We start from the raw sequence: 14,038 nt of genomic DNA on the forward strand, positions 1-14,038 counted from the left end.
CGCAGGCGGGCGCAAAGTCAACTCACACGCGTCACCGCGACGGCGCGATGCGGCTCGCGTGCCGGAATCTCAATGCCCTCGAGCCAGGCGTTGAGTTCGGCAAGCGTGAAGCCGCGTTGCGCGAGCGCCAACGGTGACGGAAAGCGGCGCCGTTCAAGGCGCTTGTACCAGAGTGCGAAGCCGGTGCGATCCCAGTATAGACATTTGACTTTCGAGCGATCCCGGCCGACGAACACGAACAGATTGCCCGAGACAGGGTTCTGGGCAAGCAGCGGTTCGACCAGATATGACAGCCCATCAATCGATTTGCGCATATCGACCGGTTCACGACAGATATACGCACGGACATCGGCTGCGATCAGCACCGTGCACCTCCAAGCTGTCCGAGCACGAAACGCACGATGCGCTCGGCATGAACGCCCGTCAGCTCGACGCGAACACCGGCGAGCGACAACGTCACCCGATCACCTGAAGACGACGAAGCGTCCAATGCCGGTGGCGGCGCCTGAATGGCTGGTGTGGTGTCCGGATGGGAAACGATAAATGCCGCGTCTGGCGTGAGCTCGAGCGGACGCACCTCCGCCCGAGCCTCGCCCGAGAGCTTCTTGCGCCACAGGCCGAAGGTACTGAGGGCCAGCCCGCGCTCACGACAGAAACGTCGCGTGCCGAGTCCGCTTGCGGTCCATGCCACGACCATTTCGCGCCAGAATGCCTCGCCTTGCCGGGGGCGTCGCGCACCTGTTGGTACAGCCGTTTCTCCCGATGTGTCGTCCATCGCATGGCTCCGTCGTTACGATGGCAACACCTTGGCACCGCACTTACGTGCGTTCAAGACGGGATGCGCTGACGGATACGTAGCTGCCGTTGAACGTCAGAACGTTGAACGGCCGTAACGGGGCGGAAGGTTGGCAACTGGAAATCCGGGTCGCAGGGGAGGCAATCCATCATCATTAAAGTCCCCTATCTTGTCCGTGGTCAACGGTCGGACAATTCTGAAATCGTCGCGCGGCCTTGGGTCGCTGGGCAGACATTCCGCACCGCGCTAGCGTCGACGTGGACGCTCCTCGAGATCATCATCTGCCCCGATCGCCCGTAGCCAATGGACGCATCCGGCTCTGACTGAGCCTGCGCCTGCTTCCTGTCGCCGCGAATGCAGAGGGCATGCCGGCGGAAGGCTATTGGTGATCTGAGCCTCCTGCCGGCGACGTGATCACTTCGTGGTGTTAGTTACTGGCTTTAGGTCTTTCGCTGCGGCAAGGGTGGGGCCAGCGGCCGAAGATGCATCGCTCGCGGCAGCCTTCTGATCGTCGGCCTTCTTCGGCGGCTCAATAATCGTGGTCAACCCCATGCTTACGGTAATGAGCGCTGGGTAGTCGTATGCGGCGCCGGTGCTCATGTCAACGCCAGCGCCGATCAACCCACCGAAAAGGATGTTGCCGAAGGCCATGCCCTTCGTGCTCGACTTCACGGTTGCGATGCCCGGATCAACGCCATCCTTTTCGCATTTCACACTCAGATCTCCGTAGGCTCGGTGAATGGTCACCGATCCGGGCGTCTTGATGAACCACGTCCCCTTGTCGTTTTCCAGTTTGCAAGCAGCGCCGGTGAATTCGTCTGCCCCCTTTATTGTCTGCACGGAGACGACTTGATTCGTTCCGCCGACGATAGATGCGCAGCCGCTGAGTGCGGCGACGCATGCGAGAGTGCCCAATGTCGCTTTTTTCATTTTGCTTCCCGTATTGTGGATTTATGGTTGTTACAATTTGTAACGGGAAACGATTCTATCGACGGAAAAAGCTATTCGCAAGCTGGCGGTGCATCTGAAAGCCGGCTGCCCCGAAGTGGGCTAGCGCCATGCCTTTTTCCTGCTCGCTTGATCATCTTGAGTCGAGTCGTCATTGGCGCCGACGGCTCTGACCCAATAGACGCAGCCGCTGTCTGGGCTCGCTTGGACTTGCCGGCCGCGCCGCCGCGCACGTACAACGCGTGCGATCCGCCAGCAACCTCACCGCCCCAGTGCTCGCAGAAACGGCAGGGGCGGTCAGTGGCGCCGTCAGGGTAGCGGATGTGAGACATGGGGTGCGTAATACTGTATGAATGTACAGTATATCTGGGGCCGGCAGCAGTATCATTGGGTTATCCCAAAAATTCGAGGTGGCGCTATGTGCTACTCGGCACAAATAGAAGCGGACTATCGCAACTATGTGAAGGAGTTCGGCGCGGACATAGGTCTCCGGGAGTTCGCCCAGCTGTACTTCGAGCGCTCACAGAAAAAGAAGGTGAAGATTCCCAAGGCCGTCGACGCGGCGTTTGCCGACCCGAACAACGAAATCGAGCGCGAGATCAAGGCGCTGATCGACGAATTCAACCTGGAGCAGACCGCAGCACTTGAGCAGGAAATGTTCAAGCAGCGCGCGCGGCTCGCAGACGCCGAGCGTATTCTCCAGTCCAAAACCACCAAGGCGGCCACGGAAAGCAGGCGCATCGCAACGGACAAGATCGACGCGGCCCGGCGACGCCTGGACGACATCCGGCGGGTCGAATTAAAGGATCGTGATTCCCGGATTTTCCCTGGCGGCTATGCGCCCGTCATGGTCATCGAGGACGGGCATCGGGTCATCAAGCCGATGCGGTACCAGTGTCGGCCAGCGGGCAAGCCGCCGTTCTACGTCACGAAGTACCCGGGCACCTACAACGCGCGTCGCGACAATCTCGAAGGCTTCTGGAAGCAGCTATTCGGCTACTCGCACGGGGTGATGATCGTGTCCACGTTCTATGAGAACGTCAGCCGGGCAAAGATGGAGGGGCGCGAGCTGGAGGAGGGCGAGCAAGACGAGAGCGTCGTTCTTGAATTCCGACCGAATACGGGCGGCCAGATGCTGGTCGCCTGTCTGTGGTCACATTGGAAAGCGCCGGGGGAGCCCGATCTGTTGTCGTTTGCGGCAATAACCGACGAGCCGCCGCCCGAGGTGGCCGCAGCGGGACATGATCGCTGTATCGTGCCGATCAAACCAGAAAATATCGACGCGTGGTTGTCGCCGGATCCGGCGAATCTGGCGGCGCTGCACGCAATCTTGGATGATCGATATCGACCGTACTATGAGCATCGATTGGCGGCGTGACGGGACACCGGTTCGACCGTGCGCCTAGGGTGGAAGGCGATCCAGCGGCAGGAGGGTCCCTTCCGCTGACGCCCAGCATCAGTGAATAGGAAGACCTGTCGCCGCACCACAGCGAGACTTTTCATCGCCGCGACCGCTCTTCCTTCGGCGCAGCCTTGTATCTCCGAGGTTCTTCCACTTAACTGTGAATTGCCCGTCAACAAACAGGGGCCTAGACCCAGCGAGAGTCTTCTTGTGAGGTGGCTAAAATGGCAGATATACCTGGTGCCGCACGAGCCGAAAAGTCACGCCGAAAGATGATCGGCGGTTCTCGTCTTTCGGAAGACGAAGTCGCCATAAAGGCGCTTTACGCATACAACAAACAAGCGAACGACCCGCGTATCTACAATCGCATCAAGGACTACGCAGGCGGAACGCTTTATCTGGTGGAATTCGTGACGCCTCCGTCTCAGGAGCAGGAATACTGGTCAGTGCTGATTCGTGATGGTGAGGCACAGGTCTTTTACGATCACGAGATGGCACTTCGGGAAGCCGTTATGTGGACCCGGAGAGTCACATCCATTAATTTTGGCACGATCGTAATCTCGGTAATCAGCATCATCATCGTGGGAGCAGTGGTCTACTTGTTGTGGCGCGACGGAAACACGGAGTCGATAAAGCCTTTGGATTACGCGCTGACCTCGGTGCTTGGTTTCTGGTTTGGAAAGTCGGTGAACAAATCCAAGAGTTGAGGCCGCCTCGTGGAACTTAGTGATTCAACGAGGGAGGTACAGCAAGTTCAGTAGTGGCACTCGCGTAGCCAGCAAGGGTTACGGCCCCAAGCATGCTGCCATGTCTCTTGCGACTCGAAAGCCGCTGGACTACGAAACGCCCGCCGAACGATTCCAGCAAACTATTGCATCCACCGGTTGAATCCGCCGTCGTGAGCGGTCGCCGACGAGCCGCCGTCCAGAAGTCTCGGCAACTGGTTATGACCGATGCATCGTTCCGAACTAGCCCGAGAACATCGACGCGTGGTTGAGTCCGGAACCGGCAAATGTGGCAATGTTGCACGCCATCCTGGACGATCGCTAGCGGCCATTCTACGAGCATCGAATGGCCGCCTGATCGGGTGTCAGTTCGCGAGGCGAAATGCGGGTGTACTTCGGTCGAGCCAACTAACTAATCGACTAGAGCAGACGGCGGTCGATTTTCTTGGAACCATATGTAGCCGCGCCGTTGACTGAAGAGCATCTTGGTCTAGCCATCGTTCCATGATTCGACGCAAACTGCCCCAATGGGAATGGGAGAGCAACCCCGCTCGCAGCGGAGCCTCAGGCCGCGCTTCGAGAGTCAGAGGGCGAGGTGCCCTTGATTTCCGTCAGAGAACCATCCTTCCCAAAATGGGTCGTGCAAGCTTATCGCATGAGGCAGCCCTGTAATCGAGGCTTGCCCGCGGAATTTCGATATGCGCTGAGCACACGGTGCGTCGTCAGTCACAAAATGGGTAATGCCACCAGCGACGCACTGGCCAAGCAGTTTTGCGTCATCTTTCACTGCATCCCGCTCGTCTCCGGTTTCCCGCTGAGCATGCATGACGGAGAAAACCTTGGCCGCGGTAATTGCCTCATCGATATTGAATGGCATCACGATGAAATTTCGCAAGCCTAAATCGTTGATCCGCTGCCTAACCTCATATTCACTGATCACGATCGTGGAAAGATGCATTGTGACTCCCGACGCGATGAATCGCTGGAAGTACTGTTTTGCAAGTTCGTGGTGAGGTCGACTTGGACTGCTGAGGCAGATTAAAAAGCTCGTATCCAACAGCACAGAATTCAATCGGAAGACCCCCGGATATGTCGCACCCATGCGGCCGGATCTTCCACATCCTTCCAGGCTTCCTCGCCATTGGCTGTGAGCTTGGCGAACGCATCCGGATCAAAACGCGGCGAATAGTGAATGAACTCGACCAGTTTGGCGTCGGTGAGGTCGCCAGTTTCGAGATTCAGCTTCGCACGGATACGCAGATGCACTTGCTTGTAAAGATGATTTTCGGTCTCTGACCGAATCAACTCTCGGTCCGTGCGCACGACCAATGTTTTCCCATCAGGAAGCTTTATGTGCGCATTTGGCTGGGTCGCCCCGCCAAGATCCACAACTTCGCCGCGGATGTAACGTTCGACATTTACAAGACGCTGATCGCTCTCGGCCCGAAAATTTGTTTGGTTCGATATGGCAATGACGCCTACGCGATCGGCCTGAATTTTAATTTTTAGCGATGCTCTTTTGTGAGCCGAGGACTGCCAGCGCTGGACTATCGTACGCCGTTTGGAATCGATCCGGCCTAGATCAGCGTTAGTGGCCAACATACCCAGGTCATGAACGAGGCTCGGCGACATAAAATCCAGCGACTGGACGGCCAACGATCCCTGCACTACTGCTACTTCCGCAGCGTCTGCATCGCCATCTTTTCCGCTTCCTTTCAGAAATTCCCGGACCTCGCCGGCAAAAATTGCCAGCGTTGCCAAGGGAACGCGCGCGGGACTAATTTCGTAGCCCGGCGAGTCATCCTCTAGTGAAATGGTGATCCGGTTCGTTTCCATGACATGATTCTCGCCGGTCGTCAGGCGCCCGTCTACTATTCAATGTGATATTAGCCCGCTGGAGAGTCCATTTATGGACTTTCCAGCGCCGCCGCGGTTCGCTCGGAAGTGAGCGCTGACGAGGTGCAACCTTCCTGAGCCTCCCTGTACTGAAGAATGGCAGCGATCCGGGCGCGAAAGGCCACATCGAAGTGTTCGAGTCCCTCCCTGACATCACTAATCGAAAGGCGAGAAAAACTCGGTCAAGACTCGGGCGCCAGCCAAACTCCAGTGCGAGAGCGTGTCGCTCTTCGCCCAAATCGGGACGCAAAAAAGCCCGCTCGATGGCGGGCTTATTCCGAAATCCTCGTTTTCGTTCCGAATTTCACGTTATGAAATCCACGAACTTCGATAAACGATTGATTCTAGTGAATTCTTTGGGGTGGCTGATGGGACTCGAACCCACGACGACAGGAATCACAATCCTGGACTCTACCAACTGAGCTACAGCCACCACTAACATCCGCTTGACTTGCTCTAAAAACCTGTCTCGCCGACGAAGAAACGAGATTATAGGGACTAGGTGGTGGTTTGCCTAGTCCTTTATTCAAAAATTTCGATGGGCTCGCGCAGATGCTGTCTTGCTTCGTCGAAGATGGTCAGATCACGGGCCGCAAGTCGCTTGCTGTCGGACAAAACTCGACGCCAACCACGCGCACCCGCTTCGCCGCGATACAGCCCAAGCGCATGGCGCATGATCGCGCCGAGATAGGTGCCGCGCGCCATTTCGGTCGCGCAATACTCGATCAGTTTCGCTTCGACCTGCTCGCGGGTCAGCGGCGCCTGCGCGGAGTCGTAGAAGCGCGCGTCGACATCGGCGAGCAGGTAGGGGTTGTGATACGCCTCGCGCCCGAGCATCACGCCGTCGACGTGCTGAAGATGCGCGTCGACTTCGTCGAGCGTCTTGATACCGCCATTGATGACGATTTCCAGCTGCGGAAAATCGCGCTTCAACTGATACGCGTAGTCGTACTTGAGCGGCGGAATCTCGCGATTTTCCTTCGGGCTCAGGCCCTTCAGTATCGCGTTGCGCGCATGAACGATAAAGACCTCACAGCCGGCTTGCGCGATCGTGCCGACAAAATCGCGGACGAAGCCGTATTCCTCGACCGTATCGACGCCGATGCGGTGCTTGACCGTGACTGGCACCGATACGACGTCGCGCATCGCCTTCACGCAATCGGCGACGAGTTGCGGCTCGTTCATCAGGCATGCGCCGAACGCGCCGCGTTGCACGCGCTCGGATGGGCAGCCGCAATTCAAATTGATTTCGTCATAGCCCCATTGCTCGCCGAGCTTGGCCGAACGCGCGAGATCGTCGGGCTCGCTGCCGCCGAGTTGCAGCGCGACTGGCGCTTCGTCGGGCGTGAATGCGAGATGACGCGGCACGTCACCATGCAACAGCGCGCCGGTCGTCACCATCTCCGTGTAAAGCCAGGTATGGCGCGAAATCATTCGATGCAGCGAGCGGCAATGACGATCCGTCCAATCCATCATCGGGGCAACGGACACGCGGCGGGGGCTGGGAGTGCGAGGTAAAGACATGGAGCGGCCAGGCGGCTTGAATCAAAACAATAATTTTACCGCAAGGCCAGAAACCGCCGGGCGCTGGAGCCATATCACTGTCGCGACAGAGGCGGGCACCGGTTCGTCAATGAGTCAATGCCTTAGTGTCCATGTCCCCCCGTCCCGCCGCCACTGCTCCACGAGCTGCTGCCGCCGTGCATGCCGCCGTATCCGCCACCGTGCCATCCGCCGTCCCCGCCATGCCATCCGCCGTGCCCGCCGTGCCCGCCACCGCCATGCCATCCGCCGCGCCCGTGCCAATACCCATGTCCGTAATAGCAGCACGACCCTCCGAAACCGCCATAGATACCAACCGAGCCGTACGCCGGTCCGTAGTAAGGCGGTCCATACGCGTAGGGATAGTAGGGTTGCGCATAGCCGTAGTCCGCTGGCGGCGCGACGACGCATCCAGTGATGCTCGCTGCCGCGGCCGCTAGCAGCGTCATCGATGCAATGAGCCTGGTCACGATTTTCTCCTTCACGTAAACCTCAGAAAAACCGCGCGCAACGGAGTTCAGCCGCGTTTGTGTCCGAGCGTTACCCGCGCCGGCGCGGCGGTGCGCGCTCGGGGCTTCGACCACGCGAGCCGTTGCCGCGACGCTCGACCGTTTCGCCAATCTTCTCGCGTATTACCGAGCGGCGTTGCGGTAACACTTCGTTAACGATCTGATACGTTACTGACGGGCGTGGCTGCTAACTTCCATCGGACGATTCGTCGTTTAAGTCGGAAGCGATTCGCTTGCCCGCCCCGTTCGATCATCTGCTCAAAGGCGACGTGCTGTATCGCCAGGGCATGCGCGACAACGAGGCGGAATCGCTTGGCCCGCTCGCGCGCTTTGCCGACCAATACCCGTTCAACTTCATCAACGTCGCCTCATTCATCTCGCGCTGCCGAACGCGCGCACCAATCATGGCCGCCGCTCGCGATTACAGCCCTGTCTATCGATTTTCTCGCGCATTTTTCGCGACGTGGCGTTCGGCTGCCACCTCGGCGAGCCGGGCCGCTGTCAGCGCGCGTACGATGCGTTGATAACGCACTGGCGGCGCGTTCTACACGCGGGCGTGATGATCGAGATCGAGCACGAGGAGCTGGTCGACGCTTGCGAGGCGAACGTGCGTCGCATGCTCGCGCATTGCGGGCTCGAGTGAGACGAACGTTGCCTCGCATTTCGCGAGACGATGCGGAGTGTCAGTACCGCGAGTTCCGCACAGATGCGCCGACCGTTGTATCGAACGTCGATGCGGCGCTGGCAGCCGCGAGGCGAATTGCGTGAACCGCTATGGGAAGGTCTCGGTCCCGACCTGACGGCGGCCGACGCTCAACGCGCGATCACCGATACGTGATGCAGCCACGGGTACACGCCGGCAATGAACGCCGCGTAGATCGCGGCCATCGTCACGCCGGCGGCCGTGCCCCAAATGTCGCGCGAGGCGGCGCCCTGGCGAAAATGCACAGGCAGTCCGACCACGACGTAGCCGATCACGAAGAACAGGATGACCGCGCGCACCGGCGACAGATCGTGGCCGATGAATTCGAGCAACGCCGACAGGCTGAATTGCGACATGGACATGCAGGGAGTCACGAAGGCGGGGGGATCGCACGGCGCCGGAACACATCGAAATCGTTCAGCGAATGACGACTGATCCGCTTCACTCTCGACGTTTCACAGCGCGACGACCTATGCCGATTAAAGGCCACGCAAACGCGATCCGCAAGAAAAAACCTGTATGAATTTGTACTGTCCTACATTGCTTGCAGTTTGCCTGCGCCGCGACTTTCAGCCGGCCTGGCAACGCTTTCACGGCGACGGTCTCAACGCTCCAGGGGCTTCGGTTTGCGCAAGGGGTCGAGCAGCGGTTTCAAACCGTTGTGATCGATCTCGTGCATCAACGCGAGCAGACGGCCAATCTCGCCGGGCGGAAAGCCCTGGCTCGCGAACCAGTTCAGATAGTGGCCGGGCAGGTCGGCGATCACGCGGCCTTTATATTTCCCGTAGGGCATCACGCGCGTGACCAGCAATTCGAGGTGTTCGTGATTCATGGCAACGAAGTCATGATGAAACGCGCATCGAGAGCGCAAAGCGCGCAACGCGCAAGCACCAGGCGGCGCGCTGCAACGCATGGCCCCGCATTCTAGCCTTGCTGCAGGTAAGGCGCCGGCGTGATAACGTCTGCGCTTTCCGTTCACCTCTTCAACAGGACAAGTTAGATGGAATACCGCAGACTCGGCGACTCCGACGTGCAGGTTAGCCTGATTGGTCTCGGCACGATGACGTGGGGCGAGCAGAACACCGAGCAGGAAGCGCACGCGCAGATCGACTACGCACTCGATCACGGCGTGAACCTGATCGACACCGCGGAAATGTATCCGGTGCCACCGCGCGCCGAAACGCAAGGCTCGACGGAGCGCTACATCGGCACGTGGCTCGCGCAGCACCAGAGCGCGCGCGAGAAGATCGTGCTCGCCACCAAGATCGCGGGCCCCGCGCGTCAGCCGCACAATCCGCGTCATATTCGCGGCGAGGGCAACCAGTTCGATCGCAAGAACCTGACCGAGGCGCTCAACGGCAGCCTCGAACGTCTGCAAACGGACTACGTCGATCTGTATCAGCTGCACTGGCCCGATCGCAGCACGATGACGTTCGGCCGTCCGTCGTATCCGTGGGTCGACGACGCGTACACGGTGCCGATCGAGGAAACGCTGACGGTACTCGCCGAATTCGTGAAGGCTGGCAAGGTGCGCCATATCGGCGTGTCGAACGAAACGCCGTGGGGCGTCGCGCAGTTTCTGCGCGCGGCCGAAAGACTCGGCTTGCCGCGCATCGTCAGCATCCAGAATCCGTACAGCCTGTTGAACCGCACGTACGAAGTGGGTCTGTCCGAGTACGCGCATCGCGACAACATCGGTCTGCTCGCGTATTCACCGCTCGCGTTCGGCTGGCTGTCGGGCAAGTACGAAGGCGGCGCGCGTCCTGCCGGCGCGCGCATCACGCTGTTCGAGCGCTTCCAGCGCTATAGCAAGCCGCAAGCCGTGCAGGCGACCACGCGTTACGTCGAGCTCGCGAAGCGCCACGGCATGACCCCCGCGCAATTCGCGCTCGCGTTCGTCAATAGCCGGCCATTCGTGACCAGCAATCTGATCGGCGCGACCTCGCTCGAACAATTGAAGGAAAACATCGCCAGCGCGGACGTGAAGCTGTCGCCGGAAGTGCTGGCGGAAATCGACAGGCTGCACGAGCTGCAGCCGAATCCGGCGCCTTGATGTCGAGGTAAGCGCGACGCGCTTGCCGCGGTGGCCCCGGTCGATTGCCGGGGCGGCCGCGCAAGGCGCAGCGAATCACTTGGCGTCGGCCGAACTCAACCCGCGGCCTTTGCCGTATCCACCGTCTCGCGCTTCGCCGCAAGCGGCGAGTTCTCGCCGAGATCCCAGAACAGTCCCGCCATCATCTGCAGGCCCTCGCGCACCACCGGAGCCAGAAGGTGCTCGTTCGGCGCATGCTGCGAGCAGGCCGGATAAGAATGCGGCACCCAGATCGTCGGCAGTCCGAGCGTGTCGGCGAATACCTCGTTCGGCAGCGTGCCGCCGAGATTCGGCAGCAGCGCGGACTTCTTGCCGGTGGTCGCTTCGAGCGACGCGATCGCCCACGTGACCCACGGATCGTCGGGATCCAGCCGCGTGGCTGGCGCGCCGCGTTCGACGTCGATTTCGACCAGCTGAAAACCGTGCGCATCGAGATGCGCGCGCAGATGCTCGCCGAGGTTTTCCCAATCGGTGCCGACCACGAAACGCAACTGGCAGACCGCGAACGCCGACGGCGGAATCGCGTTGACCGGGTTCTCCGGATTGCCCGCCTTGAAGGCCAGCACTTCGAAGCTGTTCCAGCCGAACACGCGCTCGGGCGCGGAAAGACCCGGCTCGCCCCAGTTATCATCGACGGTGGGGTCGCCCGGACCGTTGCCCACCGTGATGTCGGCAAGTGCGCGGCGCACGGTCTCGGGGATCGGCGGCGGACGCAGGCCGTCGACTGCGATCACGCCGCGCGCATCGACGAGACTCGCGAGCGCGTTGGCGAGCACCGTCGCCGGATTGCGCAGCAAGCCGCCCCAGTTGCCCGAGTGATGCGCGCCGTCGCGCAGGTTCAGCGACAGCCTGAAATTGACCGCGCCGCGCGAGCCGAGAAACACGGTCGGACGACGCGCTGCGAGACGCGGACCGTCGGAGGCGATCAGCACGTCGGCGGCGAGTTCGTCGCGATGCGCACGGCAGATCGCGTCGAGCCCCGGCGAGCCGGTTTCCTCACCCATCTCGATCAACAGCTTCGTGTTGAAGCCGAGTTTGCCGTCGCGCGCGGCGAGCGTGCTCGCGAGCGCGGCGAGGTTGATCGAGTGCTGGCCTTTGTTGTCGGCGGTGCCGCGACCGAACCAGCGCTCGCCTTCCACGGTCACCGCCCACGGCGTCAGCGGCGCGCGCCACTGGCTGTCGTAGCCGCGCACGACGTCGCCGTGGCCGTAGATCAGCACGGTCGGCAGATGATCGCCTTCGTGACGGTCGGCGATCAGGAACGGACCGAAGCCATCGACCGGGTTATCGACGATGCGCGTGCTGAAGCCGAGGCGCTCCGCTTCGGGCTGGATTTCGTCGGTCAGATAGGACAGCAGCAGTGCGCCGCGATCGCTTTCCTGGCTTTCGGTGCGAAAACCGACGCGACGGTTCAGATCGGCGAGAAAAGCGCCGGATTCGAAGTGCCGGGTGGCAAGCTCGATGGCCTGGTTGCGGCTCATGTCGATGTCTCCGATGCGGGGGATGGGTGAAGGGGCGGAGGGCCGCGAGGCTCGATGGCTCGATGCTCGGCGCGGCGTTCAGGCGAATCGTCTGCAACGTGATTGCGACCGATTCTAGAAGCGCGCCATTTTTGTCACAATGATCGTGTTTCGAAGCTTGCCTTGCCGGAAAAGCAAAGCGTCGCGCGTCGGCTTGAACCGCGGCACCCGCCCACCCATGGCACCGTTGCAACTGATTCGATCGAGGCGTCCAGGATGGCACGTTCACTGCATGGCATCGCGTTGCGTTATTTCGTCGAAGTCGCGCGCGGCGGCTCGCTGAGCGACGCGTCCGAGCGGCTGCACGTCGCGGTATCGGCGATCAGCCGGCAAATCGTGCGGCTCGAAAGCGAGCTCGGCGTGACGCTGTTCGAGCGGCGTCCGCGCGGCATGACGCTGTCCGAGGCCGGTGAGCGGCTGCTTGCGTACGCGCAACGCAGCCTGCTCGAAGCCGAGCACGTGATGAAAGAGATTAGCGGCCTCGCGAGCTTGCACGGCAGCCGGATCAAGATCGCGACCGCCGAGGGTTTTGCGGTCGACTTCCTGCCCACCGCGATTGCGGATTTCCGCGCCGAGCACCCCGGCATCGATTTCACGCTGACCGTGATGTCGCCGGCCGACGCCACTCGCCACGTGCGCGACGGCGACGTCGATATCGCGCTGTCGTTCAGCCTCGCGCCGGAGAAGGGCGTGAAGGTCGAGCACACCGAACGCGCGCCGGTGTTCGTGCTGCTGCGCGCCGATCATCCCCTTGCGGCGCGCGCGAAACTGTCGCTCGCCGAGGTGAGTCGCTATCCGCTCGTGTTGTCGGAGACGGGCACCACGATTCGCCAATTGATCGACATCGCGTGCGCGCTCGAAGGCATCCTCCTCGAGCCGGACCTGATCTGCAACAACAGCGGCGCGAGTTATCGCTACGCGCAGCGGTCCGGAGCGATCATGTTCACGGGGCTGCTGTCGGTGCGCGACCGCTATGCCGACGACGGCTTCGTCGTGATTCCGCTCACCGACCCGCAGATGCGCCAGCGCAGCATCCAGGTGCAGACGATGGCGGGGCGCGAGTTGCCCCCGTCGGTGCGCACGTTTCGCGACCATCTGATCGCGCGGATCGCGGATGCGAAGCCGGCTGGGGCGCAGGCGTCGAAGCTCGCCGGTGGACGCGGTAAACGTACGCCGCGGCGCCCGCGAGCCGATGCATGAAATGCGACACATGCCGCGCACTAAGCGGCAAATGTTCTCCCGGAATCCGAATCACGACCTAAACTGTGGTGGACGGCAAGGACGGCCCTGAGAAAACGACCCTGATGGTGCGCGCCACGATCAGGGCAAACGCGGAACAATGACAGTCGAACCGCGGACCTGCCGCCCAGCCCGCGATGCTGCAATGCACACAAGCGGCAATAGATGGACCCAAATAGAAACGCGGCGCGTCGTCCCGATGGCGCGTTGCCCACGACAGAGCGATAGGACCAACACAGCCATGGCGCAACAGAAAACCAATCCAAAACTCGAGCAGGCTCTCACGCGCGGTGATCTCGCGATCCGTCAGGCGAACTCGGCGCGGGCGACCGCGTTGTTGCGTGCGCTCGCCAAGATGATCGTCGATGCGTCGGCGACCATCGGCGTGGAAGCCTTCACGCTGATTCACGACGGCGACAAGATCTACGATCCCGCCGATGGTCTATGGCCACAGGCGCTGCTGATTTCGCTCGACGGTCCGGTCGAGGACGCCGATCCCGACGAATTGCGCACGGTGCGGCTGATCGCGGATGATCCGGTCACCGTGTTCCGGGTGGAATGGCAGCGCGCCGATGGCAAGATCGGGCGTCACGAGGGCGGCCCGTTCGCGACGGTCGCGTTCATCTCCGACGTCGACATTCCGTGGACCGATGACGAGGACTGAGC

16 protein-coding genes and 1 tRNA gene are annotated in these 14,038 nt (G+C 61.0%); 6 read left to right on the top strand and 11 right to left on the bottom strand.

Features of this window, described 5'->3' with window-relative positions; translation table 11 throughout:
• Nucleotides 1-17 precede the first annotated feature (17 nt).
• The 3 genes from tnpB to OKW27_RS36830 form a co-directional block, all read right to left on the bottom strand.
• Nucleotides 18-365, bottom strand: a complete 348-nt coding sequence (tnpB, locus tag OKW27_RS36820) for an IS66 family insertion sequence element accessory protein TnpB (protein ID WP_133667121.1) — start codon at nt 363-365, stop codon at nt 18-20.
• Entirely contained in the window at nt 359-775 is a 417-nt protein-coding gene (tnpA, locus tag OKW27_RS36825) for an IS66 family insertion sequence element accessory protein TnpA (protein ID WP_429336346.1), read from the bottom strand. The genes tnpB and tnpA overlap by 7 nt, the downstream gene beginning before the upstream one ends.
• A gap of 435 nt (nt 776-1,210) precedes the next feature.
• The gene (locus OKW27_RS36830) at nt 1,211-1,726 is read right to left on the bottom strand and encodes a hypothetical protein (protein ID WP_429336347.1); all 516 of its coding nucleotides are present in this window, start codon (nt 1,724-1,726) and stop codon (nt 1,211-1,213) included.
• A gap of 436 nt (nt 1,727-2,162) precedes the next feature.
• Here OKW27_RS36830 and OKW27_RS36835 point away from each other — a divergent pair, with 436 nt between their 5' ends.
• Both OKW27_RS36835 and OKW27_RS36840 read left to right on the top strand, forming a co-directional pair.
• A complete protein-coding gene (locus tag OKW27_RS36835) occupies nt 2,163-3,122 on the top strand; it encodes an SOS response-associated peptidase family protein (RefSeq protein ID WP_429336348.1) in 960 nt (319 codons plus the stop codon).
• A gap of 248 nt (nt 3,123-3,370) precedes the next feature.
• On the top strand, nt 3,371-3,853 hold the full coding sequence (locus OKW27_RS36840; RefSeq protein WP_429336349.1) for a hypothetical protein: 483 nt from the start codon (nt 3,371-3,373) through the stop codon (nt 3,851-3,853).
• Between the two features lie 601 nt (nt 3,854-4,454).
• On the opposite strand, the gene OKW27_RS36845 is transcribed toward OKW27_RS36840, so the two are convergent.
• From OKW27_RS36845 to OKW27_RS36865, 5 genes are all read right to left on the bottom strand, one after another.
• Entirely contained in the window at nt 4,455-4,829 is a 375-nt protein-coding gene (locus OKW27_RS36845; protein ID WP_429336350.1) for a hypothetical protein, read from the bottom strand.
• A 110-nt stretch (nt 4,830-4,939) separates the two neighbouring features.
• Nucleotides 4,940-5,707, bottom strand: coding sequence for a hypothetical protein (locus OKW27_RS36850; RefSeq protein ID WP_429336351.1), 768 nt, complete (start codon nt 5,705-5,707; stop codon nt 4,940-4,942).
• Nucleotides 5,708-6,124: 417 nt separating this feature from the next.
• Nucleotides 6,125-6,200 (bottom strand) — tRNA-His (locus tag OKW27_RS36855).
• Nucleotides 6,201-6,289: 89 nt separating this feature from the next.
• Nucleotides 6,290-7,291 (bottom strand): tRNA dihydrouridine(20/20a) synthase DusA, encoded by a 1,002-nt coding sequence (dusA, locus tag OKW27_RS36860; RefSeq protein ID WP_429336352.1) that lies wholly within the window; start codon nt 7,289-7,291, stop codon nt 6,290-6,292.
• 122 nt (nt 7,292-7,413) lie between these two features.
• On the bottom strand, nt 7,414-7,779 hold the full coding sequence (locus tag OKW27_RS36865) for a hypothetical protein (RefSeq protein WP_429336353.1): 366 nt from the start codon (nt 7,777-7,779) through the stop codon (nt 7,414-7,416).
• Nucleotides 7,780-8,188: 409 nt separating this feature from the next.
• On the opposite strand from OKW27_RS36865, the gene OKW27_RS36870 reads away from it, so the two are divergent.
• A complete protein-coding gene (locus tag OKW27_RS36870) occupies nt 8,189-8,461 on the top strand; it encodes a sulfotransferase (RefSeq protein ID WP_429336639.1) in 273 nt (90 codons plus the stop codon).
• 170 nt (nt 8,462-8,631) lie between these two features.
• Here the strand turns inward: OKW27_RS36870 and OKW27_RS36875 are convergent, their stop codons facing one another.
• Both OKW27_RS36875 and OKW27_RS36880 read right to left on the bottom strand, forming a co-directional pair.
• Nucleotides 8,632-8,877, bottom strand: coding sequence for a hypothetical protein (locus tag OKW27_RS36875; protein ID WP_018418199.1), 246 nt, complete (start codon nt 8,875-8,877; stop codon nt 8,632-8,634).
• Between the two features lie 248 nt (nt 8,878-9,125).
• Nucleotides 9,126-9,353: a DUF3820 family protein gene (locus OKW27_RS36880; protein WP_018418198.1), complete on the bottom strand. Its 228-nt coding sequence runs from the start codon at nt 9,351-9,353 to the stop codon at nt 9,126-9,128.
• Between the two features lie 168 nt (nt 9,354-9,521).
• Between OKW27_RS36880 and OKW27_RS36885 the strand changes: the two genes are divergently transcribed.
• Nucleotides 9,522-10,574: an NADP(H)-dependent aldo-keto reductase gene (locus tag OKW27_RS36885; protein WP_090804520.1), complete on the top strand. Its 1,053-nt coding sequence runs from the start codon at nt 9,522-9,524 to the stop codon at nt 10,572-10,574.
• Between the two features lie 95 nt (nt 10,575-10,669).
• On the opposite strand, the gene OKW27_RS36890 is transcribed toward OKW27_RS36885, so the two are convergent.
• Nucleotides 10,670-12,094 carry a M20 family metallopeptidase gene (locus OKW27_RS36890; protein ID WP_429336354.1) on the bottom strand — a complete coding sequence of 475 codons (1,425 nt, stop codon included), beginning with the start codon at nt 12,092-12,094 and terminating at the stop codon, nt 10,670-10,672.
• 255 nt (nt 12,095-12,349) lie between these two features.
• Here OKW27_RS36890 and OKW27_RS36895 point away from each other — a divergent pair, with 255 nt between their 5' ends.
• Together OKW27_RS36895 and OKW27_RS36900 are read left to right on the top strand one after the other, a co-directional pair.
• Nucleotides 12,350-13,333 carry a LysR family transcriptional regulator gene (locus OKW27_RS36895; protein WP_429336355.1) on the top strand — a complete coding sequence of 328 codons (984 nt, stop codon included), beginning with the start codon at nt 12,350-12,352 and terminating at the stop codon, nt 13,331-13,333.
• Between the two features lie 280 nt (nt 13,334-13,613).
• A complete protein-coding gene (locus OKW27_RS36900) occupies nt 13,614-14,036 on the top strand; it encodes a hypothetical protein (protein ID WP_090804526.1) in 423 nt (140 codons plus the stop codon).
• Nucleotides 14,037-14,038 lie beyond the last annotated feature (2 nt).

The organism is Paraburkholderia sp. 35.1 (genome assembly GCF_050436525.1).
In the GTDB taxonomy this organism is placed as follows: domain Bacteria; phylum Pseudomonadota; class Gammaproteobacteria; order Burkholderiales; family Burkholderiaceae; genus Paraburkholderia; species Paraburkholderia tuberum.